General features: G+C 55.4%; 18 protein-coding genes and 3 tRNA genes. 11 read left to right on the top strand and 10 right to left on the bottom strand.

Annotation, left to right across the window (positions count from 1 at the left end; genetic code table 11):
• Nucleotides 1-46 precede the first annotated feature (46 nt).
• Nucleotides 47-118, top strand: a tRNA-Glu gene (locus VKV29_RS03060).
• A 19-nt stretch (nucleotides 119-137) separates the two neighbouring features.
• Nucleotides 138-219: transfer RNA gene (locus VKV29_RS03055), tRNA-Leu, on the top strand.
• Between the two features lie 164 nt (nucleotides 220-383).
• On the opposite strand, the gene VKV29_RS03050 is transcribed toward VKV29_RS03055, so the two are convergent.
• The 4 genes from VKV29_RS03050 to VKV29_RS03035 all read right to left on the bottom strand — a co-directional run bounded on the left by VKV29_RS03050 (nucleotide 384) and on the right by VKV29_RS03035 (nucleotide 6,776).
• Complete coding sequence (locus VKV29_RS03050) at nucleotides 384-1,373, bottom strand: Gfo/Idh/MocA family oxidoreductase (protein ID WP_324199826.1); 990 nt, start codon at nucleotides 1,371-1,373, stop codon at nucleotides 384-386.
• Between the two features lie 119 nt (nucleotides 1,374-1,492).
• Nucleotides 1,493-4,885: a DUF5696 domain-containing protein gene (locus VKV29_RS03045; RefSeq protein ID WP_324199825.1), complete on the bottom strand. Its 3,393-nt coding sequence runs from the start codon at nucleotides 4,883-4,885 to the stop codon at nucleotides 1,493-1,495.
• A 24-nt stretch (nucleotides 4,886-4,909) separates the two neighbouring features.
• Complete coding sequence (locus tag VKV29_RS03040) at nucleotides 4,910-6,448, bottom strand: chloride channel protein (RefSeq protein WP_324199824.1); 1,539 nt, start codon at nucleotides 6,446-6,448, stop codon at nucleotides 4,910-4,912.
• Nucleotides 6,432-6,776 (bottom strand): metalloregulator ArsR/SmtB family transcription factor, encoded by a 345-nt coding sequence (locus VKV29_RS03035; protein ID WP_324199823.1) that lies wholly within the window; start codon nucleotides 6,774-6,776, stop codon nucleotides 6,432-6,434. Before VKV29_RS03035 ends, VKV29_RS03040 begins: the two co-directional genes overlap by 17 nt.
• A gap of 169 nt (nucleotides 6,777-6,945) precedes the next feature.
• Here VKV29_RS03035 and VKV29_RS03030 point away from each other — a divergent pair, with 169 nt between their 5' ends.
• A complete protein-coding gene (locus VKV29_RS03030) occupies nucleotides 6,946-8,079 on the top strand; it encodes a phosphatidylglycerol lysyltransferase domain-containing protein (RefSeq protein ID WP_324199822.1) in 1,134 nt (377 codons plus the stop codon).
• A 448-nt stretch (nucleotides 8,080-8,527) separates the two neighbouring features.
• Here VKV29_RS03030 and VKV29_RS03025 read toward each other — a convergent pair.
• A tRNA-Thr gene (locus tag VKV29_RS03025) sits at nucleotides 8,528-8,599 on the bottom strand.
• A gap of 178 nt (nucleotides 8,600-8,777) precedes the next feature.
• Between VKV29_RS03025 and tatC the strand changes: the two genes are divergently transcribed.
• The 5 genes from tatC to VKV29_RS03000 are packed head-to-tail and all read left to right on the top strand — an operon-like array spanning nucleotide 8,778 to nucleotide 14,792.
• Nucleotides 8,778-9,743 (top strand): twin-arginine translocase subunit TatC, encoded by a 966-nt coding sequence (tatC, locus tag VKV29_RS03020; protein ID WP_324199821.1) that lies wholly within the window; start codon nucleotides 8,778-8,780, stop codon nucleotides 9,741-9,743.
• Nucleotides 9,744-9,775: 32 nt separating this feature from the next.
• A complete protein-coding gene (locus VKV29_RS03015; RefSeq protein ID WP_324199820.1) occupies nucleotides 9,776-10,585 on the top strand; it encodes a hypothetical protein in 810 nt (269 codons plus the stop codon).
• A 14-nt stretch (nucleotides 10,586-10,599) separates the two neighbouring features.
• Nucleotides 10,600-12,900 carry a DEAD/DEAH box helicase gene (locus VKV29_RS03010; RefSeq protein WP_324199819.1) on the top strand — a complete coding sequence of 767 codons (2,301 nt, stop codon included), beginning with the start codon at nucleotides 10,600-10,602 and terminating at the stop codon, nucleotides 12,898-12,900.
• A 2-nt stretch (nucleotides 12,901-12,902) separates the two neighbouring features.
• Nucleotides 12,903-13,076, top strand: coding sequence for a hypothetical protein (locus tag VKV29_RS03005; protein ID WP_324199818.1), 174 nt, complete (start codon nucleotides 12,903-12,905; stop codon nucleotides 13,074-13,076).
• Between the two features lie 15 nt (nucleotides 13,077-13,091).
• The gene (locus VKV29_RS03000) at nucleotides 13,092-14,792 is read left to right on the top strand and encodes an ArnT family glycosyltransferase (RefSeq protein ID WP_324199817.1); all 1,701 of its coding nucleotides are present in this window, start codon (nucleotides 13,092-13,094) and stop codon (nucleotides 14,790-14,792) included.
• 9 nt (nucleotides 14,793-14,801) lie between these two features.
• Here VKV29_RS03000 and trpC read toward each other — a convergent pair whose 3' ends face one another.
• The 5 genes from trpC to VKV29_RS02975 form a co-directional block, all read right to left on the bottom strand.
• Entirely contained in the window at nucleotides 14,802-15,587 is a 786-nt protein-coding gene (trpC, locus tag VKV29_RS02995; RefSeq protein WP_324199816.1) for an indole-3-glycerol phosphate synthase TrpC, read from the bottom strand.
• 155 nt (nucleotides 15,588-15,742) lie between these two features.
• Nucleotides 15,743-16,780: an anthranilate phosphoribosyltransferase gene (trpD, locus tag VKV29_RS02990; protein WP_324199815.1), complete on the bottom strand. Its 1,038-nt coding sequence runs from the start codon at nucleotides 16,778-16,780 to the stop codon at nucleotides 15,743-15,745.
• A gap of 2 nt (nucleotides 16,781-16,782) precedes the next feature.
• A complete protein-coding gene (locus VKV29_RS02985) occupies nucleotides 16,783-17,787 on the bottom strand; it encodes a hypothetical protein (protein WP_324199814.1) in 1,005 nt (334 codons plus the stop codon).
• A 166-nt stretch (nucleotides 17,788-17,953) separates the two neighbouring features.
• On the bottom strand, nucleotides 17,954-19,342 hold the full coding sequence (locus VKV29_RS02980; RefSeq protein WP_324199813.1) for a hypothetical protein: 1,389 nt from the start codon (nucleotides 19,340-19,342) through the stop codon (nucleotides 17,954-17,956).
• Between the two features lie 27 nt (nucleotides 19,343-19,369).
• A complete protein-coding gene (locus VKV29_RS02975; RefSeq protein WP_324199812.1) occupies nucleotides 19,370-19,690 on the bottom strand; it encodes a hypothetical protein in 321 nt (106 codons plus the stop codon).
• Between the two features lie 126 nt (nucleotides 19,691-19,816).
• On the opposite strand from VKV29_RS02975, the gene VKV29_RS02970 reads away from it, so the two are divergent.
• From VKV29_RS02970 to VKV29_RS02960, 3 genes are all read left to right on the top strand, one after another.
• A complete protein-coding gene (locus tag VKV29_RS02970; RefSeq protein ID WP_324199811.1) occupies nucleotides 19,817-21,202 on the top strand; it encodes a pitrilysin family protein in 1,386 nt (461 codons plus the stop codon).
• A 17-nt stretch (nucleotides 21,203-21,219) separates the two neighbouring features.
• The gene (locus VKV29_RS02965) at nucleotides 21,220-22,521 is read left to right on the top strand and encodes a pitrilysin family protein (RefSeq protein ID WP_324199810.1); all 1,302 of its coding nucleotides are present in this window, start codon (nucleotides 21,220-21,222) and stop codon (nucleotides 22,519-22,521) included.
• Nucleotides 22,522-22,584: 63 nt separating this feature from the next.
• The coding region (locus VKV29_RS02960; RefSeq protein WP_324199809.1) for a GxGYxYP domain-containing protein at nucleotides 22,585-24,435 on the top strand (1,851 nt) is incomplete at its 3' end.

The raw sequence follows: 24,435 nt of genomic DNA, 5'->3' as shown, positions 1-24,435 counted from the left end.
AAATCCCTCAAACAGGATACAATACAGGTGTAAACGAAGGGCTTCCGGGGATATCGTCTAGAGGTTAGGACGAGGGATTTTCAGTCCCTAAACCGGGGTTCGATTCCCCGTATCCCTATTGAAAAAGAGAGTTGCCCGCCGAGGTGGTGGAACTGGTAGACACGTACGCTTGAGGTGCGTATGCCGAAAGGCTTGCAGGTTCGAGTCCTGTCCTCGGCACTCCCGAATTCTAGAAGAGGGGCTTACCTTAAGGTAAGCCCCTCCTATTTTGTTGTGCCGGTCTCAAAAGGCCTGTTATTTGAGTGCCTGGGTGACCGTTCGGCCTTCGTAGAAAAACAAGCCCCATCCCAAAAAATGTAGATGGGGCTGCTTGGGTAGGCCTGTTAGAGATGCTTCACTTCGATGGGGCGTCCCTCCTCCGCCGACTTCCAGGCCGCCTCGGTCAGCTCCATAACGCGCAGGCCCCAGATTGCAGGGGAGCCGACCGGCTCTTTACCCAGGATGGCGTTGATAAAATTGGTATCCGGATCGCTGCCTTTGGGCATCTCTTCTGCAGTGGGGGTGAATCGCTTGCCGTCCGGCCCGCACACTTCTAATTGCCCGTTGCGCAAGAAAAACACGCCCTGATCGCAGCAGATCGTGATATCCTCATGCCAGGTAGGTGCATTGCCCACCACCGATATATTGGCCAAGGCTCCGCCTGAAAAGCGCAACGAGAGAGCCGAGTTGATGTCCACCGGCGAATCGAAGTTCTCAATGTAACCAAAGACGCTCTCGGCGGGCAGGTTCGTCATAAAGAGGATAACCGCTACAAGGTGCGACCCGGAATCGTTGAGCTGACCGCCCCCGCTTAAGGCCGGGTCTTGTCGCCATTTTCCTTTCGTTCCACGATACCAGTTCTGGCTTTGGAAGGCCTGAACGAACTGTACCGGCCCGTAGCGACCGGCTGCGATCTGATCGCGAATATAGAGAAATTCAGACATGTAGTGCCGTTGATAGCTGACCACCAACACCTTGCCGCTTTTTTCGACTTGCTTGAGGATCTGATGCGCGTGCTCTACGGTGCACACCATCGGCTTTTCCGTCAGCACGTGAAGACCGGCTTCCAGCGCCGCCATGATCTGCTCAAAATGGGCTGTATGAGGTGTGTTGATGTTGACAGCATCTACCAAGCCAGAGCGGATAAGCTCTTTGTAGTCCTGAAAGGTTGCCACTCCCTTAAGTTGGGGGTAACGTTCGACAGTATGGGCGAGCGATTCGGAAGATGTGTCGCAGAGAGCGGTGATCTCGGCTGCAGGGTGTGCTAGGAGTCGCTGAATGTGGCCTTGCGCGATGCCTCCGGTGCCGATGATGCCAACACGAACTTTTTCCATATTTTTGTTGAAAAACCTCCTCCTTATGGTGTCCACAGAGTCTAGTGCGGACTTGAGTCTTACAGACTATTAAATTGGCTTTTTCCCATCGTTTTCCTGCCGGGTAGAGACTAGGGCGCCTACCTCTTCAAAGGCTTTGGACGCGCAGCAAGGTTGTAAGCGACAGCGGAAGGGAGGGTATTGACTTGGAAGGTGACCTGAAGTCGGTTGTTCTGATAACGCGAGGTCACCGGCACGTACCCAAGAATGTGCCCCTCTGCATCGTAGGCCGTAACGGTTAGGCCCTGTCGCCATCGTGGGTCTATAGCGGCGGCTTGAAGGGTTATTGGAAAGACGCGATCGCGCGGAAAAGGAATGAGCTTCCAACGCCCGGCTCGTTGTCGTTTCAGAAGCAGACTACCGTTGGTACGGATCGGGCCAAAATCTACCATCGTCCCGTTCACATTCTGGTGTGCATGGAGCTGTGTCAATGGCGGTATGGAGGTTTTAGTATCCTTTGTAAAAGTAAGCAACATACCGTGGTTGGCCACATGTAACGTGCCTACGATAATCCGCGAGGAGCCATCGTCATCTCCTTGAAGCACGAGGCGTTCCCCTGTTTGGGGCGAATAAATGCCAAGTTTAATCTGATAGTCTCCATCTTTAAGATCGTCTGGCAGGGTAACGGCTACGGATGTGCCGCTTACCGTGCCGGGCTGCCATCGATCGGGGGGCAGAGGAAGGCCCGAGTCGGTCTGCAACACAATGCCTTCGTGCTCTTCAAGGCCAGGTTGGGTAAAGTGCACAAAAACCCGATATCCTTTTGGAATGGACGCCCCTACATGCCAGGCGAAGGCAATGGCGAATTGCCTCGGGCCCGTTTGTTGGAAAGAGAGCACGGAAGGCTGAACGGGAAGTGGGATAATCGGGCCGGCGACGTCGGTTCGTGCGTTCACAAAGATGCGGTTCGGTGTGCGCAGGTAGTCTGCCACGATGCCCCGGCGGCGAGCCGTCCAAGCGATGATGTCTTTGCCGAGTGCCAGCCATCCATATTGTGGCAAGAGAAAGGATGCCTCGCCGATCCGCAGCGGCCAAGCGGCAGCACGTGCGTTGGCAAAAATACGAAGCCCATTATTGTATTCTATCATGACGCGATCAAAGGGGCTATTGGCTGCGATGGCTTGCTCGGTGGGAACAAGCTTGCGGTTGACCTCATACAGAATGCGTTTAGGGATGGCTGTGGCATAGCGCGACGAGAGCGGCCAGAGCAGGTTTTCCTCTTGCCAAATGTAGGCTAGATTGTGAACGAGTTGGGAAGGAATGAAACCGTCGTGGCCGTAAGCGATCTCCTCCATGCGGTATTGATCGAGAGTTTTTGTAGGGGGGATGTGCTGCCACCAGAACCCTTGGTAGCCTTCGTGCAGCCACCGTTCCAAATAACCCATACCGTGATTGCACTGACGAGGATGGATTTTCAAAAGATCGAAATCTACAAAGAGAGGAGCCTCTTCACCGCCGTTAGTCGGTACACCCTGACCGAACTGCGCCTCCACCCCATCAAGCAGGCCGCTCCAGCGCCAATGTTGGTTGCCCTCACCGACCACCGGGCCGTGGTGTACCTCTCGGAATAACTGCCATAAAGCCTTATAGGCCTCCCACACCGTGTGAAACTCGCCAGCGCCAGGCCTACCTGCTTGGAAGTCCACATGCCACCAAGGTGGCACGGAAGAGTGCACATCGAGATAGCCGGCGTTGGGGGCGTAATGCTGTTGTACCTGAATAGTAATGCGTCGTGCATATTTTAGAATGGCGGTGGGGGCCAGCGCATAAGACTGAATAAGGTTTTTCCAAGCCGGTTGGGGGTTGCCTTGAGAGTCTCTGGCTACATCCTGCCAGGTAAAGGAGGGGGCATTCGGATAAAAATCTACGTAGTTTTCATGAAGGGCAATGCGTTCTCCAAGGCTTTCTGCTGTGTGGGTCCACACCTTCATGCCTTCATCTCCTCCAAGATCGGCATTTGCGGGCACCGTATCGGGTAGCTGGTTGTCGTATCCCCCATGCTGCCAAACATGAGCGATGGTAAAGAGATGGGTAAGGCTATAGGTTGCCAGTTCGCGCAGCCAGGCCGCATTATCGCTAAAACGGCCGTTCCAGACATCGAAAATGACGAACTGCCCCATAAGTTTGAGGTAAGGTGAAGGGGGATTGGGCGGTGTGGGTAGCACATCACGAAAGTTGTTTGAGAGCGCATAGTAGACCGTTTCATGAAGGGCATTTCTCCGGCCGTTGGTCAACGGTTCGTAGAGAGCGCTTGTGCCGTCGAAGGCACTGGCGTGCGAAAGCTGAAAATCGGCGAAGGTGTTTGCATAGAGGCCGAGTTGAGGAAAATAGGCTATCGTGCCTAAGTAAGGAACCACAATTTGATGAGCAAACGCCACCGGTCCCAGACGGCCAAAATCTACCGCGGCGATGTAGGGGTCTGGTGAGCGGAGATCAAGGCGGACGGCACGCCCGGAAGGGGCGTAGAGAACGGCCTGAATATGGATTTTCCGTTCGCCAACGGCATAGGTAGCCTCACGCACAACGACATGTCGGGAAGGCTCGTTCTGTTGGATAAGCGAGAGGAGATGAGCTTGGGGGGCGTCAGAGCGAACGAGCTTCCCATCCGGCGCCACAAAGGTGAAGACTGCTCCGAATCCCACAGAAATGGGATGCATGTGAGGCACAGGAGAGGAGGTTTTGGCGGTGAGAGCCAGAGACCACCCGCCTAGGACGTTTTTAGGATGAGGAGCGACGAAAGCTCGCAACACATAGGAACTGTGAGACCCAAAAGTCGGTGCACAGGAACCGAAATCCGAGCGACCGAGACTTAACTCGCCGCTATCAGCATGGAAAAGCGGCGGACTAGCAGGTGGGCCGCCCCTGACGATGATCTCTCTGTCTCCCCAAAGCGCGTAGTCGAAGGAGGGATCGCGCTTTGGCCCCGGATCGGTCTCGAAACGCAGGATGATGGTGGTGCCTGCGTAGCGGGTGAGATCGAAACGGTAGCGGCTCCAGATGGAGTCGGTTTTATTTTTGTCGAGCCATTTTTGGCCGTTTACAAAGAGGCGAAAGGTTGCGCCATCGGAGAGATGGGGACCGGTGAAGCCCTGGCGCATCGCAATGGAGAATTGCAGCACGATCTGCTTAGCAGGCGGGAGATGCAGCCAGAAGGTCTGATCGGTGTCTCCGGTGCCGCCTCGCCAAATAGGATGCAACAGAAAGGCGGTTTGGCCGTTTTGGGTACCAAACGGCTCACAGGCAATGCCGGTGTCTTCGGTAAAAAAGCCGCTCCATCCAATGGGCATAATGCCTGTGCGGCCATCGTCATAACGATAGGAGACCTGATAAAGCCCAATATCGTCAAGTGATGTAACGCCACCGGGAAGGGATACCACCAGATCGGGAGAAGGTGTTTTTGCGATGGATGGAGGAGGACTTAAGAGGACAAAGCAGAGCGATAGCAAGGAAAGAGTGCAGAAGCACTTTGACATAGCAAGCTCCTCATGCGGCGATACCTATTCGTCTTTTGTCCTGCGTCGTTTTTGGAGGGCACGTTCGAGGCGTTTTAGGAAGGTATTTTCATGAAGCTGAATGTCGGCAGGAACGATCTTGCCTATAGGTACGTCGAGCGTGGGCAAAAGTCCTGCTGCTTTGGAATAGCCCAGATATTGACTGGAGAAGACGCTGCGGTGGCCTACAATAAGGAAAGCGGTGCAGGCACAGAGGGCGGCTTCTACGCCGAAATGGCCTCCTAGCAGTTCGAGGGCCATCACCGAGGCCGCTATAGGAGTGTTGGCTGCGGCAGCGAGGACGGCAACAAACCCGAAGCGGGCGAAGAGAGGGACGGGTAGATGAAGAAGTTGCGCCAGAGCAGCACCCGCTGTAGAGCCGATGAAGAAAAGAGGAGTGACGATGCCACCGGCACCACCGGTTTTTAGGCTTAGCGAGGTAGCGACGATCTTGACCAAAAAGGCGAAAAGCATGATTTTGGCTGTTCCCTCAAGAGCCGATCTAATGAGGGGTTCACTCAGGTCTGCGTAGCCAGAACCGGTAAGCTGGTAGAGCACGGCCAGGGCTGTTCCACCACATGCCGCGACCCAAAAGGGGTGTTGTGCGAAACGCCGTAGCTGTTGATCGAGAAATCGCATGGTCTCGATGAGAAGCATGGCGACCAGACCGAAGAAGACCCCTGAAAGCAGGCTGAGAGCTACAAGCATTGGCTGGGAGAGTTGTTGGCTGTGCCCATGGCCGGGAACGAGCACGGGCACGGGTGGCGACGCACCACAAGCAAGATGGCCCACGATGCCGGCTACGATGCAGGGAAAAAGCACAGGGTATTCTAACCGTCCTAGGTAAAGCACCTCTACACCAAAAAGAGCGCCGGAAATAGGAGTTCCAAAGACGGCGGCAAAACCGGCGCTGACACCGCAGATCACTAGGCGGCGCCGGTCTTCATCCGAGAGGCGCAGAAGGTCGGAGAGCAGGCTGGAAAACATGGCTCCGATTTGCGCGGCCGGTCCCTCTTTTCCTACCGAGCCTCCGCCGAACAACGTAAGAATGCTAAGAAAGAGGCGCACCGGAATGGCAAAGGGGTCGAGGCGACCGCTGCGGGTATGGATCGCTTCGATCACAGCATCGGTGCCTTCCTGCGGTTCGAGGTCGTCGTGCGCTTTTCGGCGCGTGGTAACCTGGGCTAAAAGCACACAGAGAGGGAAGATGAGCGGCAGAAGCCAAAAATGTGGGATACCAGAGCGATCAAGAGCATGCCCAAACCCAATGGCGTGGTTAAGTACGTAAAGGTACAGACGTACGCCGAGACCGGCCAAGATTCCTACCGCGGTTCCGAGTACAGCCCATTTGAAGGTATTGATGAGCAGCGTCGCCTGCTCTAGATACCACCGATAGGCTGCATAGGTTTCGGTAGGTGCATCTGGCGGTAAGGGGTTATAGGTCTCAACACCGGAAACGGCAACGGGAGGCCGTTCTTGTCGCCCTGTTTCGGATTTTGTAGAGGGCGATGTCGTCTCTTGTGAGGGGTTATCGGGTAGGGACATGGGGTTGGATCAACATTTCATGAAGTTGTTCTAGGGAAAAGTCGGCCTGCTCTTTTTCAAGCTCATGCACGCGACAGAACTCCTCTAAGAGCGCGAGCATAAGGGCTATACGCGGCCCTCGAATGCGATAGAGACGTTTTGTGCCTTGGGCTTCGGCCACTACAAGGCCTACCTGATTGAGCACGGCGAGGTTTTGAGAGACTGCCGGTTGGGCGATGCCCAACTCCTGCGCCAGCGTATTCACCGTGGACGGCTGTTGACAAAGCCGCTTGATGATTTGTAGGCGCACCGGATGCGACAGGGCTGCAAAGATTTTGCAGATGGGCATCAGGTAGCTCCTTGCTTCGGCCTGGGCCTGAGGAACAACACTTTCGGCTTGGCTATTCGTATTTGTCATAGGGTGCATTTTCGTAATATGCAAAATTTTGAATATTCTAGGTAAGATTATACCCGATTATCTCATGTCATCTACCGTTTTGAAACAAGATGTGCCAGCCTTGGCCACACGCCCAGTTGTAGATACGCATCTATGGGCACACGCCATGGTTCGTCGCTATGGCCGGCAATCCATCGCCTATCAGGCGTTACTGCCGGGGGTTACGCTAGGGGTTTATCCTCATCTGCCGGCTTTGGTGGGCTATGTGGAGCGCCGACATACACGCATCGTTGTGGGGTTGCCAATGGCCTCGTTAGATAGGCGGGGAGAGGCTATAACGCTGTTTGAGCAAGAAGCTGCCGAGGCAGGATGTCGGGTCTGTTATTTTGGGGTGGAAGAAGAGGATGCCGAGCTTTTGGACAATAGAGGGCGCATGCGGCTCGGGGCACAGCCCCTTTGGATTCCGAGTTGTTGGGTGCAGACCCTAGAGAGGCATCCTTCGATCCGCGCCCAGATTCGCCGGGCGCGTAACAAAGGGGTTGAGGTGCACGAATGGCCTTTGGAGCGCGTCGTCGGCAGTGGGGCGTTAAGGACTTGCTTGAGGGATTGGTTGAGCCGACATGCACTTCCTCCTATGCATTTTCTTGCCGAGCCGGATATTTTGGCCCATCTGTACGACCGTCGGGTGTTCGTTGCGGAACGTGCAGGTGTTCCTGTTGCCTTTCTCATTGCCACACCGATTCCGAGGCGGAAGGGGTGGCTGGTAGAGCAGTTGGTACGTGGTGCCGGGGCACCAAACGGCACAAGTGAGTTATTGCTCGATGTCCTGATGGGTGTTGTGAGTGACGCAGAGGTTGTATCGCTCGGTCTAACGCCATTGACCCTTTGGGGCAAAGAGGGGGATATGGAGGCGCTCTGGCTGCGTCTGGTTGTGCGGTGGGCCCGCGTGCATGGAAGACGTTTTTATAACTTTCACGGCATCGAGGCCTTTCGGGCACGGCTTGCTCCCGAGCGTTGGGAAAACGTGTATGCTGTAGTAAACGCCCCCCAATTCACCCCAAAAGACTTGTTCGCCATTCTTGCTGCATTCACCCAAGAGCCTTTGAGTCGCTACCTGATGCGCGCTTTGATACGCGCTGCCGGATGGGAGTGGAGGCGAATGTGGGGAGCTATAGCGCAGTTGCCTTCGTTTTTTATCTATTCCTCAAGGGGTACGGGACTAAAACAGGCGTTCTGTAAACGACCGCACGCCTAAAGGCGTCGGCCTTGAAGGGCCGGTGATACGAGTGTCATTTCGAGCCGAAGGTGAGAAATCTTAAGTTTCCATTCCCCCCGGTTCTGAAGGCGAGGGCGTGTGCCTTGAAGGGGTAAGGGGTGAGGCAGCAGAAACTGCCAATGGCTTCGGTTCTAGAGCCAATTCGTGAAGCAAGCCGACTTTGCTCGGCCCCTATCCCGACCTTTCCCCCGATTCGGGAGAAAGGCGGCGGTTACGTTGGGTTTCTAGCGGAAAGGTTATCGCAGTAAACCGCATTACTCGTCAAATGTCAGCAAACCAACACGAAAGGAGATGGGGCTTGCTTCGCGTTCCTAAAGGGAGCGGTTTCCGCGCGCACATTAGAAAGATACTTGGGAGCTTTGCTGGAAACTAAAGCCGGTAGAGCACCCACCGATGCAGGGGTTAGGCGGCACAAAGTCAAAAGAAAAGCCGACGGTCGGATTCGAACCGACGACCGACGGTTTACGAAACCGTTGCGCTACCGCTGCGCCACGTCGGCACGTATCATTGTGAAGTATACTGCACAGACCGCCCATATGTCAAACAGAGTGGGGGAACCTGCAGGGTGCTTCCTGGGGTATAATCGCAAAAGAAAAGCAGCAACCGCATGTTATAGAACGCTTGCCTCCTTAATGGCAATGGTGAGGTGAGAGCTTTTGAGGTAAAGGAAACGAGGCATGGCCAAAACACCGCACTACGATGAAAAGCGAATGGAGCTTACCGAGCATCTTGCAGAACTGCGGATGCGAATTATCCGCTCGCTCTTTTATGTGCTTGTAGGCGCCGTTTTGGCCTATCAGGTGTTCACTCCCCTCTATAACTTCCTCTATCAACCCTTGGCCAAACAGATCGAACGCCTGGATAAACAGCGCATCGTGGCCAACGCGGCATCCTCAAACAAGATCGTCTTTAGCTCGGATGGCCATATCTACATACCTCCTCTTCATAACCCGCCGACCTATCAGGATATCGAGAACCTGCGTGAGTTGGTGATTTGGGGGCTGCAACACCCCGGGCAAAAGCCGGTAATAGGTGACGTATTTCGTAATTTCCACGAGATGTTTCTTGTGCGCCTTAAACTGAGCCTGCTTTTCGGCTTTATTCTGGTTATCCCCTTCGTCCTGTGGGAAGCGGCGGCCTTCGTATTACCTGCCCTTACGCCGGAGGAGCGGCGGCCGTTGCGGCTTATGTTCCCTATCTCTGTGCTGCTTCTGCTTTTCGGCGTGGTGGTAGCCTACGTCACCATGTTCTATGCGATGGGCTGGTTTCTTTCCTACTTAAGTGACTTCCCTCCCGGCGCCACACTCATGCAAGACCCCAACGACTACATCGTGTTCATGGTAAAGATGATGGCGGCCTTCGGGGTAGCCTTTCAGCTACCTGTGGTGCTGATGGCCGGCACCTATTTGGGCATCGTTAATTCGAAAAGCCTTATCAAGCAATGGCGCTGGGGAGTGCTCATTGCCGTGGTCGGTGGACTACTTACCCCCTCTAACGACATCATTTCGTGGACGCTCATGGTGATACCGCTACTCGTGCTCTACTTCGGCAGTTATTTCCTGGTGCGTCTCGTGGAGTGGATTAAAATACGCGATCAAGCCCGGGCGTCGCGCTCTCAACAGCCACGCCCTGGCACCGCCTAAAAATGAAAGAGGAGCATAAAGGAGCATTCAGTATGTCGCTAAGAACTGTTTACCTTGGCATGGCTTTAAGTTGCCTCATCGGTACCGTCGCACTTGTTGCGCATGCTCAAGATGCAACACAGACTCAGGGCGCTGCAGACCAAGCGGTGACGCTGGCCTACAAGTTTGAAAAAGGAACGACGGTAACCATGAAAACGGTCGCCCATGTGATGACACCCGATGGTCAATCGCAGGTTACCTTCATCACAACGGCCCAGCGTGCGATAACAGACATAAAACCGGATGGCTCTGTCGTTGTTACGGTAACCCCTGGCAGTGCCACATTGGATTTGGGATCGGGGCCACAGCCTACTCCGCCTCCACCACCCTTCTCGGTAACCTTCGATAAACAGGGGCGCTTGGTGTTGGTGGGCCAAAAGAATGAGGACGAAACTACCCCTGTAGCGCCCCAAGCGGCAGCTCTTTTAGAGGCTTCTGTTCATGTAGTTTTGCCAGACCATCCCGTGAAACCGGGAGATACGTGGCAGTCTACCTTTGACGACCCACTGGTAAAGGGCAAACAGGCTACCCTCAAAGATACCTACGACGGCATGGTGGTCTATAAGGGGCAGAACTGCTGGAAGGTCGAACAGACCATGGAGGCTGTTACCGATGATATGGGCACGATGATGACGGTGAAGACGACGGTCTACATGAACCCGAAGGACGGCTCTACGGTCTATGCCAAGTCCAGCGTGAAAAACCTTCCCACCCTAAACTATGGGCCGATCAGTTGGGACTCGGAGACGACTTTGGTAACGGATACAGGCAACAAGAATGCCGGTGGTTCGACGAATCCGTAAGCTTGCAGGATGCGATGGATTTTGATGGCTATCTGCAAGACCTGCGCCGGTCGGAGTTCTATCGAGGCCAGATAGCGCATATCGAGCGCATCCCCGGCCAGTCGGCCTGCTATGGGGAACTCAAGCGCGCGCTCCATCCGGAACTGGAGCGCGCCTTGCGTTCCCAGGGAATAAAGCGGTTTTATAGCCATCAGGCGGAGGCCATCAACGCTGCGCTAGAGGGACAACATGTCACCATTGTAACCTCCACGGCCAGCGGCAAAACGCTCTGTTACAATGTGCCGGTTATCCAAACGGTGCTAGAGCAACCGAGGGCGCGTGCTTTTTACCTTTTTCCCACGAAGGCTTTGGCGCAAGATCAGCTTGGCAAGCTGAACACACTGGGGCTGTTTCCCACAGTGCGTTTTGCCTCTTACGACGGGGATACCTCTGCCGACGAGCGCCGAGCGGTTCGTCGTTCCGCCCACATTGTGCTCACCAACCCCGATATGCTGCATGTCGGCATCCTTCCCGGACATACGCAGTGGACGAGCTTTCTTGCGAACCTGCGCTACGTGATAATAGATGAGATGCATGTGTATCGGGGGGTATTCGGTGCCCATGTAGCCCACGTGCTGCGCCGATTGCGTCGCCTCTGTCGCCACTACGGGGCGAACCCTCAATTTCTCTGTTGTTCGGCAACCATCGCCAATCCCCAAGAGCTAACAGAACGGCTGACCGGTATATCCGATCCGGTGATTATAGATAGGAATGGCGCGCCTGCAGGGCGCAGAACGTTCGTTTTTTGGAATCCTCCTCTTATCGCTCAGGATAACAGCACGCGAGGCAGTACTCATACCGAGGCCACGAGGCTGTTCTGTGATCTTGTGTCGCAGGAGGTGCGCACCATTGTTTTTACCAAAGCCCGCAAAAGCGCGGAGCTTATTCTTCGTTATGCGCGCGACCAGTTGCAGACCAAGGCGCCGGAACTTGTGGATCGCGTTGCGGCCTATAGGGCCGGATATACCTTAAAGGAGCGCCGCCACGTGGAAGAGCAGTTGTTTTCCGGGCAGTTATTGGGGGTAGCCTCTACCAACGCCTTAGAACTCGGCATTGACATTGGTGGGCTGCAGGCGTCTATCCTTACCGGTTATCCTGGCTCGGTGGCCTCTACATGGCAGCAGGCCGGACGCGCCGGTAGGGGGGAAGCGCCTGCTTTAAGTGTGTTGGTAGCCTACGACAGCCCCCTAGAGCAGTTTCTTATGAACAATCCCGACTATTTCTTCAACAGAACGTGCGAGCATGTTGCTTTAAACCCCGATAACCCGCGTATTTTGCGCGAACATCTGCTGTGTGCGGCCTACGAACAGGCCCTCTCCGAAGAGGATTTGACGCTTTTAGGGCCTACCGCTGAGGGTTGCCTCAAGGTGCTTGAAGAGGAGGGCACTTTGGTGCGTCGTGGTAGCCGCTGGCTCTATAACGCCGGAGACTATCCCGCTGCAAAGGTTAACATCCGCTCTGCCGGTGGTGCGCCTTTCCGCATTGAAGATATATTTGGCAAGCTGATCGGCACGGAAGAACCGTCAAGAGCTTTTCGGGCGCTCCATCCTGGAGCGATCTACCTGCATATGGGTGAGACCTACCAGGTGGAGGAGCTAGACATAGAAGGCCGCCGGGCTATTGTACGTCCTGCAGCGGTCAACTACTATACCCGTTCCAGCAGCACCACCCATTTGGTAGTGCTGCGCGCACGAAGTTCACAGAACTACACAAATTTTACCGCCTACTTCGGGGAGGTGGTGGTTACCAACAGAGTGGTTTCCTATCAACGTAAAAAGCTTTACACCGAGGAGGTGTTGAGCATAGAGCCTTTAGACCTGCCGGAGCAGACCTACGAAACCGAAGCCCTATGGTTTACGGTTCCGACGTCGCTTTGTCTGCTCCTTGCCGGGTTCACCCAGGATCTGCTAGGTAGCCTGCACGCTTTGGAACATGCGGCTATTGGCCTCATGCCTCTGCTAAGTGGTACCGATCCCGATGATGTTGGAGGAGTGTCTTACTCTCAGCATCCGGATACCGCTTTGCCGAGCATCTTTATCTACGATGGGTACCCCGGCGGGGTAGGCCTTTCCGAGTTGGCCTACGAGAACCTACTGTTTTTGTTGGAGGCGACTCGCTCACTGCTCCGCCAGTGCCCCTGCCAGGAAGGTTGCCCTTCGTGCGTTCAATCGCCGCTATGTGGAAATAACAATCAGACGCTAGATAAACGGGGAGCTTTAGAGCTGCTGAATCTGCTGCTTGGACAAAAGCTATCCGTTGTAGAGGCGAGGGGGTAGAGGTGAAGCCGAAGGTTGAGAAGAGCTATTTGGCACAACGACGAGCGCGTGCCCGACGCGCCTTCTGGTTGAGGGTCGTGCTTTTGGTGTTGCTTATGCTTGGGGTAGCCTATGCAGCCTGGTTTTCTCCGCACGCCCTTCACCCGCAACCGGCACGCGTTGTGCTGCAGCCTTGAAAGGAACGATAAAGGTTGGAGGTCGAGAAACCTATCGGTGCCGCAGCAGCGCCAAGTAGCATGAAGGCCTCTGTCTTTGGGCTTGCTTGGAAAACCGTTCTGATGGTTGGCTGCGTAACGCTTCTAGGATTTGGGCTGCGTTTGGTCGGCATTACGTGGAGCTTGCCAAATGCCCATCATCCTTTCGCAACCTATCATCCTGATGAGCTTATCAATCTAAATGCGGCGCTTCAGGCGGATATTCCCCATCTCAAGTTCGACATCGGGTTTTATAACTACGGCACTTTCTATTTCTACCTGGTAAGTTTGGCCGAGACGATAGCTGCGGGCTATGGGCTGCTTCCGACCCCTCAGGCGCCTAACGCGGCGCATCAAGCCGCTCTCTTTCTTGTAGGGCGCCTTGTTACCGTGCTGATGGGTACTCTCACCATCCCTGTGATCTTTGCTTTAGGAAAGCGGCTCTATGGGGAGCGAATTGGGTGGTGGGCGAGCTTCTTTTATGCAGTGGCGCCCTTGCCCGTGGTGTACGGTCATTTTCTGGCGGTGGATGTACCGGCGAACCTATTCGTGGCGCTCGCGCTCTTATGGAGTGTGCGGTTGGCAGAGGGGGACAGCGTGCGAGATGGCCTTTTGGCCGGAGTTTGGGTTGGGCTGGCTGCAGCGACGAAATATACCGCGGGTGTTGTGGTGGTAGCGCCGCTTACGGTGCTGTTCTGGGCTAAAAGCCTGAACAGGTTGAGGACGGCCGGGTTGGTGGTGCTTGGGGCTTTACTGGCGTTTTTCTTTGGATGCCCCGGCCCTTTGGTGAACTGGAACGCTTTTTGGAATGGTCTCCCCGGCTACCCGGGTTCCGGGGTCTATTACGAACTTTTTGTTCACTCGCGTCAGGGGCATGGACTGTTGTTTGTGCGTACCGGACCGGGGTGGTGGTATCACCTGGTTATCTCCTTTCCGTGGGGGCTAGGAATTCCCCTTTATGCCGCGGCTTTATGGGGCGTGGTGGTGGCATGGAGGCGTCGCACGATGGGCGACAAGCTGCTGCTGCTGTTTACAGGCCTCTATTTTCTCATCATCGGGTTCTCCGCGGTGCGGTTTGCACGTTATACCTTACCGCTTTTTATTCCCCTCACCGTGCTGGCCGCACGAGGTTTAGAGGCGGTTTGGCAAAAAAACAGCGCCGGAGGGCGGTTGCGACAGGGCCTCTTTGTGATGGTGGCGCTGCTAACGCTTCTGCTATCCTTGGGATGGGTGCGGCGAATGATTGCGCCCACACCGCAGGATCGGGCTGCTGACTATCTTTGGCGCGTTTTGCCCCCAGGTGCCTCGGTTGCTTTTGCCACAATCCCATGGTTCTACTCGCCTCCATTATCTCCGCTCTTTGGACTGCCGTCTCCCGTTCAACGCGCAAAGGCGGCCGTAGAAGACACCCGATTTCAGCTGCGTATCCCCTCTGAGGAATGGGACCCGTCTGTGTTGTCGCCGCCGCCCGATGCGGTCGTGTTTTCCAACGTTGAGACCATGCATCCGTTGCGGCTTGGGTTGCCCTCTGCCCGGCGTTTTCTAGCCGATATTCCCCCTGATTATAGGCGGGTTCGTTTTGGCTCCGGGCCGCCTTGGGGCGCGCCTCCTTGGCAAACCATCGTTCCCGACGATTTTCTCTATGTGTGCCCAAAGATCACCGTTTGCATCGCGCCCAAGTACGAGCCGACACCGTAGCCAACTGGGCTAGCGGCCGAGAATCTCACGCACTTTGGCTCCTACATCGGCCTCGCGCATAAGCGCTTCACCGATAAGCACGGCATGAACTCCGGCCTCGCCCAGCCGCATTACGTCGTCATGGGTGAAAATGCCGCTCTCGCTAACGATAGTTCGGTTGGGATCGGGTGGAAGCTCTTTAAGGAGGTCGAAGGTGACGGCTAGGGAGGTTTGGAAGGTATGGAGATCGCGGTTATTGATGCCGATGAGGTTAGCACCGGCATCAAGGGCTTCATATAGCTCTTCCCGATCATGGACTTCCACAAGGGCGGCCATGCCGTATTCTTGGGAGAGCCGAAGAAGATCGCGCAGCATGCAGGGCGAGAGGGCTGCCACAATAAGCAGGATAGCGTCGGCGCCGGCAGCGCGGCTCTCCGCAATCTGCCATGGGTCTATCATAAAGTCTTTTCGCAGGAGAGGCAGGGAAACGACCTCACGAATGCTGGTAAGATAGTCGAGTTTCCCTTGGAAGTAGGGTTCATCGGTGAGCACTGAGAGACAAGCGGCACCGTTTTCGGCATAGGCTTTTGCAATGGCGATAGGATCGAAGTCTGCCCGAATAATACCTTTCGAGGGCGAAGCTTTTTTTACCTCGGCAATGAGAGTTGGGCCTGGCGTTTGACGCAGCGCCTTCACAAAATCACGAGGGGGAGGGGCATCAATAAGGCGCTCTTGAAGGAGCTGTAAAGGGGTGCGTTCTGCGCGGTAGGCCACTTCGGTGCGTTTGGTGGCCAGTATCTCTGAGAGCATGCTCATCGGGTTCGTCCTCGTTTCGGTATCCTAGTTTCTCGTTTTAGGGTAGGGCTTGGCACGGCCTGTTTGATTATAGCGCATGGGCAACGATGTCGGTTTCATGTCTCTGGTGCATTGGTCGGGTTTTTTTCGCTTAGGCCATAGAGAGACAAGGGCGGTTAGACTTGGTGCGTAAACGCCACAAAGCGTTCAAGAGTCTCCAAAGGCTTACAAGAGGCGATAAGGTCTTGTGCCATCTGAAGGGCATCCGGCCAGTTTTCCACGTAGCCGCAGACGCGCAGAGCGGCGGCGGCGTTAACGGCCACCAGCTCGCGTTTGGCGCGCGTTGTGGCATCGTCGTGTTGGGGCGTAAGGACACGACGCAAAAGCGCTGCGTTGGCTTCCGGCGTGGCCTCTGGAGTGAGGTCTTCTAAAGAAGGTTCCTCCGATGAAAGCCTAAAGTCACGTCGGCTAAGGGTATAGGTTTCGACTTGCCCGTCCCTCAACTCCGCGATAAGGGTAGTGCCCACGGTGGCGATCTCCCCAACACCGATGTTTCCGTGAGCTACAATGGCACTTGCAGTACCGAGTGCGTGCAGGGCTTCGGCGGCCGTTCGGCAAAGCTCTGCATCATAGATGCCCATGAGGCGGAGGGTTGCTCCTGCCGGGTTGACGAGTGGGCCGAGAAGATTAAAGACGGTGCGAAGGCCCAACTCACGCCGCGGCCCACCCACATGTTTAAGGGCCGGATGGTGAAGGGGGGCGAAGAGGAAACCCACCCCGATCTCATCTATGCATCGGGCACATTGATCGGGGCTAAGGTCAATACGTGCACCGAGAGCTTCAAGCACGTCGGCGCTTCCACACGTGCCGGATACGGCGCGATTGCCGTGTTTCGCCACATGGGTACCGGCTGCAGCAAGCACAAAGGCGACGGCTGTCGAGACGTTGAACACGCGAAAACGCCCTCCGCCGGTTCCGCAGGTATCTAATAGGGGGGTGCTTTGTGGTTGAACCGGCTGAAGGCGGGTGCGCATGGCTTGGGCAAAACCGGTGATCTCCTCTACGGTTTCACCCTTCATGCGCAAGGCCACCAACAGCCCTCCTATCTGTGCCGAGGTTGCCTCTCCCTCCATCAGGAGCTGCATAAGCTGGGCTGCCTGTTCGCGGGTGAGGTTTTTGCCTAATACCAGCTCGTTCAATATCTGTTTTAACATGGTTAGACCGATTCCTCGGTAGGTTCGCTAAAACTCTCCCAAGGATTCATAGGGGTAGGCTGAGGAAGCCCCTGAGCCTCTTGCGATATACTGGGCAAGGAGAGGTTTTGCCATACGGCGCCGGCGAAGGGGCTATCGGGCGAGAGCCGTTCCCCCTCACCATGAGGTTGATAGACCGAGACAATGCCGCCCGTTGCCCGAATATCCACATGGTAGAGTTGATTGGTGAGCGGATAGGGTTGGAGGTGAAAATTCCGGTTGGCCTGCTGTACGCTGGCAATAAGGGAGGGCATGTCGTCGCGAACCACGATGAGGCGGCTTCGATTCGGCACCGCGATCACGAAGTTGCTTTGCAGACGCTGCCCCACGTAGTTGCGAAATCGCTCGAAAAGAAGCCAACTCGATGTAAGGTAGTTGCCTTCAAAGACGAAGCCGGCTTCTTGATTAAGCGGCCCTCCATGCATCACGCTCACGATATTCGGAAACGCCATAATGCTCATATTGCTCATGGCCTGTTCCAAAGCCTGTTCAACGGTTACGCCCCATCCATCCAAGAGGTTTTGGGTAACCGCCCAGATACGACTGCGATGTTCGGCCATTACGATGACATAAAGCTCTCCAAGAAAGTGAACGGCCGGGAGGCTGTCGGGCACTTTTTGGCGTTGAAGGCTGCGTTGGGCATCGGCGAGAAATTCACGGCTGCGCAGGGAGGGACGCAGCATCGCTTGAGTATCGTACCAGGTGCCCGCCGGTGCCTCCGTTTCTAAAGAATCGAGAAACTCCATGATGAGGGCGTCTCGCTTTTGCGGCTCTTTGCAGTAGGCAGCATAAAGGCCGCGCAGGTTGCAGGTTTGCACGCGCCCATCGAGCACAATAGTGAACCCGTTGGCCGCCGGGGCAAACTTGGCCGCCGGGTGGGCCTCTTGTGCCGCACGACGTATAAGAGTGCAAAAATCTGAAAAGGAAAGCAGTTTCTCTCTACCAATATGAAGACCAAGGATTCGCATCGTAGCTCTCCGTTGCAAAGCAGTATCAATTTACCCTAAATCTTCCTTAATACCAAAACATGGGGCTTGGATGGAAAGGAGGCCGGTACTACGAGCTATGCGGCACTTCCTCCCTGCTCTAAAGAGCGCTGAGGAGGCGCCGCCAAATTTTGTTCTGCTAAAAGGTTTACTTTTGTGGAATCTCTTCTGTTTGCCAGAAGGAAGAGGGAACCGCTCCCGTCAATATTCCCTCTAACGGTACCCACCTCTGGTCGGTTGTCTCCCCGACCAACCGAAACTCACGCATAAGCCGACCCCATATATCTCTGTCAAACACCGAGACTTTCAACGCCACAAACACCTCCTTATGCCAAGCCGAATAGGCAGGTAGATGCAGGTTCTCGACTTCCAGGGTCAAAGCAGGCGTAAGAGGCATGCCCGAAGCACTCTCTAATTCGGGGTGAGCCAACATGAAGAGAAACACCGGAAAATGCCCTTGGGGGTCGGCTTGGGGGATAAAGCGTTGGGCGAAGGCATGTTGTTGGAAGGGGGTCATTTGGGCAAAGAGCTGTCGAAGGAGTGAGAGGGTGAAGAGGCCTTGTTGTTGGAGGTTTTTTCGGAGGAGTTGGAGGAGGTATTCGGGGAGGGAAGCGGCTTGGTCGAGGGGCCATCGTGGGTAGCTAACGAGGAGCAGTCCACTGTTCCACTTATGGTAGAGCCATTTTTCGGGGTAGGTGGAGAAGCCCTGGAGGTAGTCGGCGAGGGTTTTGGGCGGGTTGAGGGTAAGTTGGCCGTAAATCTGTTCTGGGTCATAGGGGAGGGTAGCGAGGAGGGGGATGTGGAGTTTGGCAGCGATCTCTTGCATTCTGTCGAGGAGGGTGCAGTTGGTGACGGGTTTAAGTTTGGCGAGGGTTTTAGGGTCAGGGTTAGGGGGTAGTGGCGTCACTTGGGGTTGGTAGGGGAAGCCGTTAGGAAGGGGTTGGAGTTCTTGAGGGTCGGAGGGGGCATCTTCAGGTAACAGCCACCGCTTATACCAACGCCAAGCGCTTTGACCGGTAGCATGAAGCACTGCCGGTGAAGCGGTAGAATTGTGGATGCGAATCCAAATAGCCTTCTCCACATTCCAAGTGGTGTCCCATCCAGGGTGATCATTGGCGATCTGTATCGTTACCCAAGCGGGTTGATCAGACCCGTCAGGCATGGTCTGCCAGTCCCATATTATTGCTTGCTGCACATCCGAAGGAAGTTGGTTAAAAGAAAGCGTAACCGGTTGGCCCGATAAAAGCAGTTGCTTCGTATCCGGTGGAAGGCCGGAGTCTATTAAATGAAACCAGCACCAGAAGAAGTGGGTTTCTTTGGCAAAGTATTCGGCATCCTTTTTGGGGTCAATATGTTGTTCCTGACAGAACAGTGGGTCGTCTATCCCGCAGACATACATTACCTCTTTAAGATGTCGCAGCCGTTCTTCTGGGGTCATGGCGGCGAGGATGGCGCTCTCATGCAGTCTTGCCAAGAAGTCGGCATCCATCTCTTCCTGAAAGCGTTGAGGTAAGGCGATGGCATCGGCGGTGGGCAACAGACGATAGCCGTTTCCCTCTTTCTCCTAGAGCCATTCGGCGTGTTGGTAGCTAAGGAGGGAGCGGAGGGCTTTCATCACGTTGCCGAGGGGTTGTTGTTGGAAGAAGGCACAGATTTCGGTTCCTGAGTAGGGTTCTTTTGGGTCAATGCGGAGGGGGACGTGGGCTTGTTGCGAGAACGTCCGCAGGAATTGAGCTAAGGAGGTATAGGCTACGGAGGCGGAGACAGGTTGTTGAAGGCGTTTATCGTTATCGAGCAAGGTAGTAATCGCTTGCACGGTCGCTGCAAACGAGAGTGCCAGAGGTAAAATGGCTAGTAGCAGAGCAAGACGAATGCTACGCTTCATGAGGTGCTAAACCTTCTCACAGAATATAGACCAAAGTACATTATATTCTCTTTTTTGTCAAGGATTGCAACGTAAAAGTTCTGTACATGGCGTTAAAAGGTTCCACTCTTGTTTCGGTGAGGATGTATGACCCCTACATTTGGATGCAACTACCCTCAAACCGCAGATTTGCGGTACAATGCGCTCATCATGAAAACCCGTTTCGCCATAGACCTCCTCTGCTTTTGGCTGGTTCTAGGGGCTTGGCAAGTTTGTAAGGCCCAAAGCAACCCCTTGTTCTTCATCCGTCTCTCGAATGGGCTAACGGTGGTGGTAAAAGAACGGCATTCCGTGCCTCTGGTCGCGATAGACTTATGGATGCGGGCAGGAGCAAGGGAAGAGCGCAATGGTGAGGACGGAGCAGCGCACTTTTTAGAGCATATGCTATTTCGAGGAACCACCGAGCGACCTGGAGAGGGGGCCGATGTTGCCGCCGAGCGTTTCGGCGCGAGCCTCGATGCAGAGACCGGCCCTGATGCCTTACACATCTATACCACGGTGGAGGTGGCGCATTTCGCGCCGGTGTTACATATTATCGGGGACGTGGCACAACATGCAGCGCTGCCCGATTCGGCGATGGAGAAGGAGCGAGGGATTATTTTAGACGAACTCGCCCATCGTGAGGCCGACCCCATAGATCGTCTTATAACTTTGCTCTATACGCACACCTATTCGAGCAAGGCCCCTTACCATCGTTCTCCGGGCGGTACGCCGGAAGGAATCGCCTTACGCGCACGCGATACCCTCATGGCCTTCTATCAGCGCTGCTGTACCCCCGATCGCTCTGTGCTCGTGCTCGTTGGAGACGTGACGCCGAAGCAGGCGCTTCCGGAAGTGGAGCAGGTTTTTGGCGGCTGGCAGGTCGCTGCAGCCACAACACCACAAACCTTAGTGGAGCAGGAGCCGCAGTGGCCGGAGGTTGCTCTTTTAACGGTAAAAGGGAGCGGTGCTCAATGGATGGCCGGTGTTGCGCTGCGGGCGCCCCGAGCGGCCAATAAAACGATGGTAGCTGCCGGTTTTGTGGTGGCGAATCTACTGCAGATGGTCTTTGCCGATCACGACCCTGAAGCCGATCTGCAGGTTCATTTCTCACCACGTCGCGATCCGAGTTTATATATCCTTACCTTTCGTGCCGATTCGCAAGAGCGGCTGAGACAAAGAGGATTGGAGCTGATCCATCTTCTCCAGCAACTGCGCCTGTCCGTGCCAACGGAGCCGTTTTTAGAGGCGAGGCAACGCGCTATCGGTCGCTTAGACTATCAGACGGAGACCGATGAGGGCTATGCTGCAGCCATCGGAGAGGCGCTTACAACCGATGGAGACCTACCAGATCGGCTGCGGGAACGCCTACAAAACCTCACCTTACAGGATATACAGTCGTTCCTGAGCCGCTACCTAAACCCGCAGAACGCCTTCACGGTGATAATGGAACCGGCGTCCTCTACGAATGCGCCGGCGGGGAGTCGGCCTTGAGGAGGAGCTTCTTCCTAATGCTCGCTTTCGGGCTGAGCATCTCTCTTGTGCATGCCTCATTTGCTTTGAGCACGGCCGTGCAGACAATGACTCTCGATAACGGCATGCACGTCCTGTTGCAGCCCGATCCCTCTTCGCATTTTGTGGCCGTCAGCCTTTTCGTGCGAACACCTCGTGAGAGCTTGCCGCTACGCCAGGCGGAGGGGCTGATGGTTGCCCACGCCCTCGTTTACGGTAGTTCCGAACGGACGGCGGACAAAGTGAAGATGCTTTTCCTGAAAACGGGCGGCGTGCTAAACGTGCTCTATACGCCCGACTATGTGGCGTTGAGCTGCCTGACCGATCGCACTCAGCTCGATAATGTGGCCGACATGCTAGGCAACATTCTGTTTCATGCCGATTTTCCTCCATCCGCTTTACAAAAGGCCTTGCAGGATATACTTCAGGAAAGGCAGAAGCGGGCGGACGATCCCTATCGGTCGGCCGTAGCGGCAGCACAAGGTGCACTCGGTCTCAGGATCGAGCCGCCTGAAGCGGTTCTTGAACAGGTAACCCCCGATCGGGCCAAACGCTATTTCTTGGAGCGTTACCAGCCATCGGCCATCTTCATTGCCGTTGCCGGAGACTTTAACCTTCAACAGGCTCAAACCGATTTTGAGGCCTTTCTCGACGAGCCAATGCAAAACACCCGTCTGCCGGCTGCTGCCTACGCAGCGCCCCCGCCTCAAACTCCGCAAAGCGACTTGCTCCGGGTGCCGGCTTCTGGATCGGCTGCCTATGCGTTGGTGGTGACGGCCGCCCCTAGAGTGGACAGCCCGGACTATCCGGCCTTTCTCGTGCTGCAGGCCTTGCTGGGGCTAGGCCATGCTTCGCGGCTTTTTATGCAGTTGCGCGACCGTCTTGGAATAGGGTACCAGGTAGGAGCCGACTATTCGGCAACGACCTCCGGCCCTTTTGTGCTATACGCGCAGTGGGATGCGTCAAGAGAGCGGGAGGGCAACCCCATCAAAGCCGAGCAGATGCTTCATCTCCTTCAAACACAACTGCAGGCCCTCTTTACGAACCCGCCTTCGGAGGAAGAGATGGAAAGGGCGCGCAATATGGCCATCGCCCATACAGAACTCGCTTTGGAGCGGGTAAGCGATAGGGCGTTCTTGCTGGGGTGGTATGCTGCCATGGGCCTAGGGGCCGACTATCTGCAGTGTTTGCCAGAGTGTATTCACTCGGTAACCGCCAACGAACTGCTTGCTGTGGCAAAGCGATATATCGCCTATCAGGTGGCGGTGCTGGCCGTGCCAACGTCGGACAAAGCGCCTTGAGCAGGACAAAGCCGTTTTTGTAATAAATATGCAGATTAGAGTGGATATAAGGAGTCGAGACGGGTGACGAAGTTACAAAAAGCTGTGATGCTTCTCTGCGGAATGGTTCTTGGGCTTGGTTTGATTCGCTCCGCGGAGGCGCAACCTACATTGCGTGTGGCTGTGTATGAACAGAGCGGATTTCCTTACTACATGGTGCCTATCGCAACATCGCCAGCCCACATTGTGGCCGATCTGCGCAGGGTGGGAATTGCCGCGGAGGGACTAGATACCGCTGCATTGGCCGACCCAACACGTTTCAATATCCATCGGTATGCAGCGCTCGTTCTCCCCTATGGAAATACCTACCCTGCGAGCGCGTTCGCCAACATTCGCGCTTTCCATCAGGCCGGAGGCTGTCTTATCCTGTCCGGGGTGCCGTTCACCCACGCGGTGATCTACGATGCAAAGAGAGGATGGGTGGATGAAGGACATAATAGTGATCCGGCCCTCTTTGGCCCTCAGGGAATGGGCGTGGGCGGATTTAAGGATGGGCCGCAGGCGCCGCTTCGCCTTGCTCCACAAGACCCGCTGGGTTTGGGGGCGCTCCATCGGAATTGGGGGCAGACCTCCTATGCTCAAACGCTCGATGTCTCCACTTTGCCGCCAGAAGATCGGGTGATCCCGATCTTCGTGGAAGGGGAGGAGCCGGTTGCCGCCATCATTGTGCATCATGACGCCGCTTTCAATGGAGCGGTAGATGTATGGACACACCTTCCCGAAAACAGCGATTACGACGCCTGGGATACGGAGCAGATGCTTGCGCGCGGCACTCTGGCAGCTCTTGCCGAGAAACACCTTTTGACCGCACAGCAGGTGCAACAGGCTTTTGCCGTGCTCGATCGTCTGCCGCCTCCGCCCATCTACCGTGACGTGGTGTTGCCCAGTCCTCCACGACCCTATCCCACACTGCAGCCGAAAATGCCACCGCCTGCCAAGCATCTTTATGTGGCAGAGATAGGCGATCTCCCATTCGATCAAAAGGTGCTCCTCTACTCGTTGCAAGGCATCGTCAATCGAACAAAACCGCGCATCTACACGATCTCTCAGGATTCCGACCGGTTTTGGCTACAAGAGATGCAAAAACAGGGTGAGACCGGCGCTCCTATTTATGTGAACGACCCACTGTCGCTTGTCAATCGTTTCCGCTCGGAGATACACGGCGCGGTTATTCCCGACCCGAAGGTGTATGTAAGCCCGGATATCGCCGTGGATATTGCGGCGATAGATAATTTGGTGGTGGCGACACCGCAGTTGGCCGCACAGCTCCACCTGCCGATACGTCAAGACCTTCGTGGCCGGTTCAAGAACGATGCCGATGCGCTGCACTATCTGAATACACAGCTTTTGCCCCATCTCAATCCCTATCTCGCGCTCTGTCTAGACCCCACCATTCTCGATAGCGGCGCCATTGACTACATCATAGCCGCCAAAGGCATCACATTTTGGATTACAGGGCCGCGTGCCCAGAACCTGCCGGGTGCCGATATGGGGGCGGAATTGGAGCAGATCAAATATCTTTTTGCCCACATGCCGCTGGATGCGGTGGTGCACGGGTTTTATTGGCATGGCGAGGGTATCGGCATTGATGAAGGCCCTGGAGTGGCTCTGGCCAGCCGCTTCGGTAAGATCACCACCGTGAGCGACTATGTGGCCAACTTTTCGGTTTACAGTGGGGTGCGGCTCGCTCATATTCAACAGTCTCCATCACCATCCCCACCTCCGCTCGACCGCTCTAAGGTCTACCTGGCCATTACGATGTCGGATGGCGATAACCTATGTACTTGGCGCGATTTCTTCCGGCATTACTTCGAGAATCCGCTGCACGGTTCCATTCCCATCGGTTGGGGCATGGGGCCAACACTCATTGATTGT

The sequence above is a fragment of the Chthonomonas sp. genome (genome assembly GCF_035294165.1).
Classification (GTDB): domain Bacteria; phylum Armatimonadota; class Chthonomonadetes; order Chthonomonadales; family Chthonomonadaceae; genus Chthonomonas.
The sequence above is the reverse complement of the archived record's forward strand: the minus strand, read 5'-3'. Positions and strand labels throughout refer to the sequence as shown.

What these genes read in the sequence shown, in the direction of transcription:
- VKV29_RS03050 (WP_324199826.1), bottom strand. Translation starts at nt 1,373, where the DNA reads ATGGAAAAAGTTCGTGTTGGCATCATCGGCACCGGAGGCATCGCGCAA.
- VKV29_RS03045 (WP_324199825.1), bottom strand. Translation starts at nt 4,885, where the DNA reads ATGTCAAAGTGCTTCTGCACTCTTTCCTTGCTATCGCTCTGCTTTGTC.
- VKV29_RS03040 (WP_324199824.1), bottom strand. Translation starts at nt 6,448, where the DNA reads ATGTCCCTACCCGATAACCCCTCACAAGAGACGACATCGCCCTCTACA.
- VKV29_RS03035 (WP_324199823.1), bottom strand. Translation starts at nt 6,776, where the DNA reads ATGCCCATCTGCAAAATCTTTGCAGCCCTGTCGCATCCGGTGCGCCTA.
- tatC (WP_324199821.1), top strand. Translation starts at nt 8,778, where the DNA reads ATGGCCAAAACACCGCACTACGATGAAAAGCGAATGGAGCTTACCGAG.
- VKV29_RS03015 (WP_324199820.1), top strand. Translation starts at nt 9,776, where the DNA reads ATGTCGCTAAGAACTGTTTACCTTGGCATGGCTTTAAGTTGCCTCATC.
- VKV29_RS03010 (WP_324199819.1), top strand. Translation starts at nt 10,600, where the DNA reads ATGGATTTTGATGGCTATCTGCAAGACCTGCGCCGGTCGGAGTTCTAT.
- trpC (WP_324199816.1), bottom strand. Translation starts at nt 15,587, where the DNA reads ATGAGCATGCTCTCAGAGATACTGGCCACCAAACGCACCGAAGTGGCC.
- trpD (WP_324199815.1), bottom strand. Translation starts at nt 16,780, where the DNA reads ATGTTAAAACAGATATTGAACGAGCTGGTATTAGGCAAAAACCTCACC.
- VKV29_RS02985 (WP_324199814.1), bottom strand. Translation starts at nt 17,787, where the DNA reads ATGCGAATCCTTGGTCTTCATATTGGTAGAGAGAAACTGCTTTCCTTT.
- VKV29_RS02975 (WP_324199812.1), bottom strand. Translation starts at nt 19,690, where the DNA reads ATGAAGCGTAGCATTCGTCTTGCTCTGCTACTAGCCATTTTACCTCTG.
- VKV29_RS02970 (WP_324199811.1), top strand. Translation starts at nt 19,817, where the DNA reads ATGACCCCTACATTTGGATGCAACTACCCTCAAACCGCAGATTTGCGG.
- VKV29_RS02965 (WP_324199810.1), top strand. Translation starts at nt 21,220, where the DNA reads ATGCTCGCTTTCGGGCTGAGCATCTCTCTTGTGCATGCCTCATTTGCT.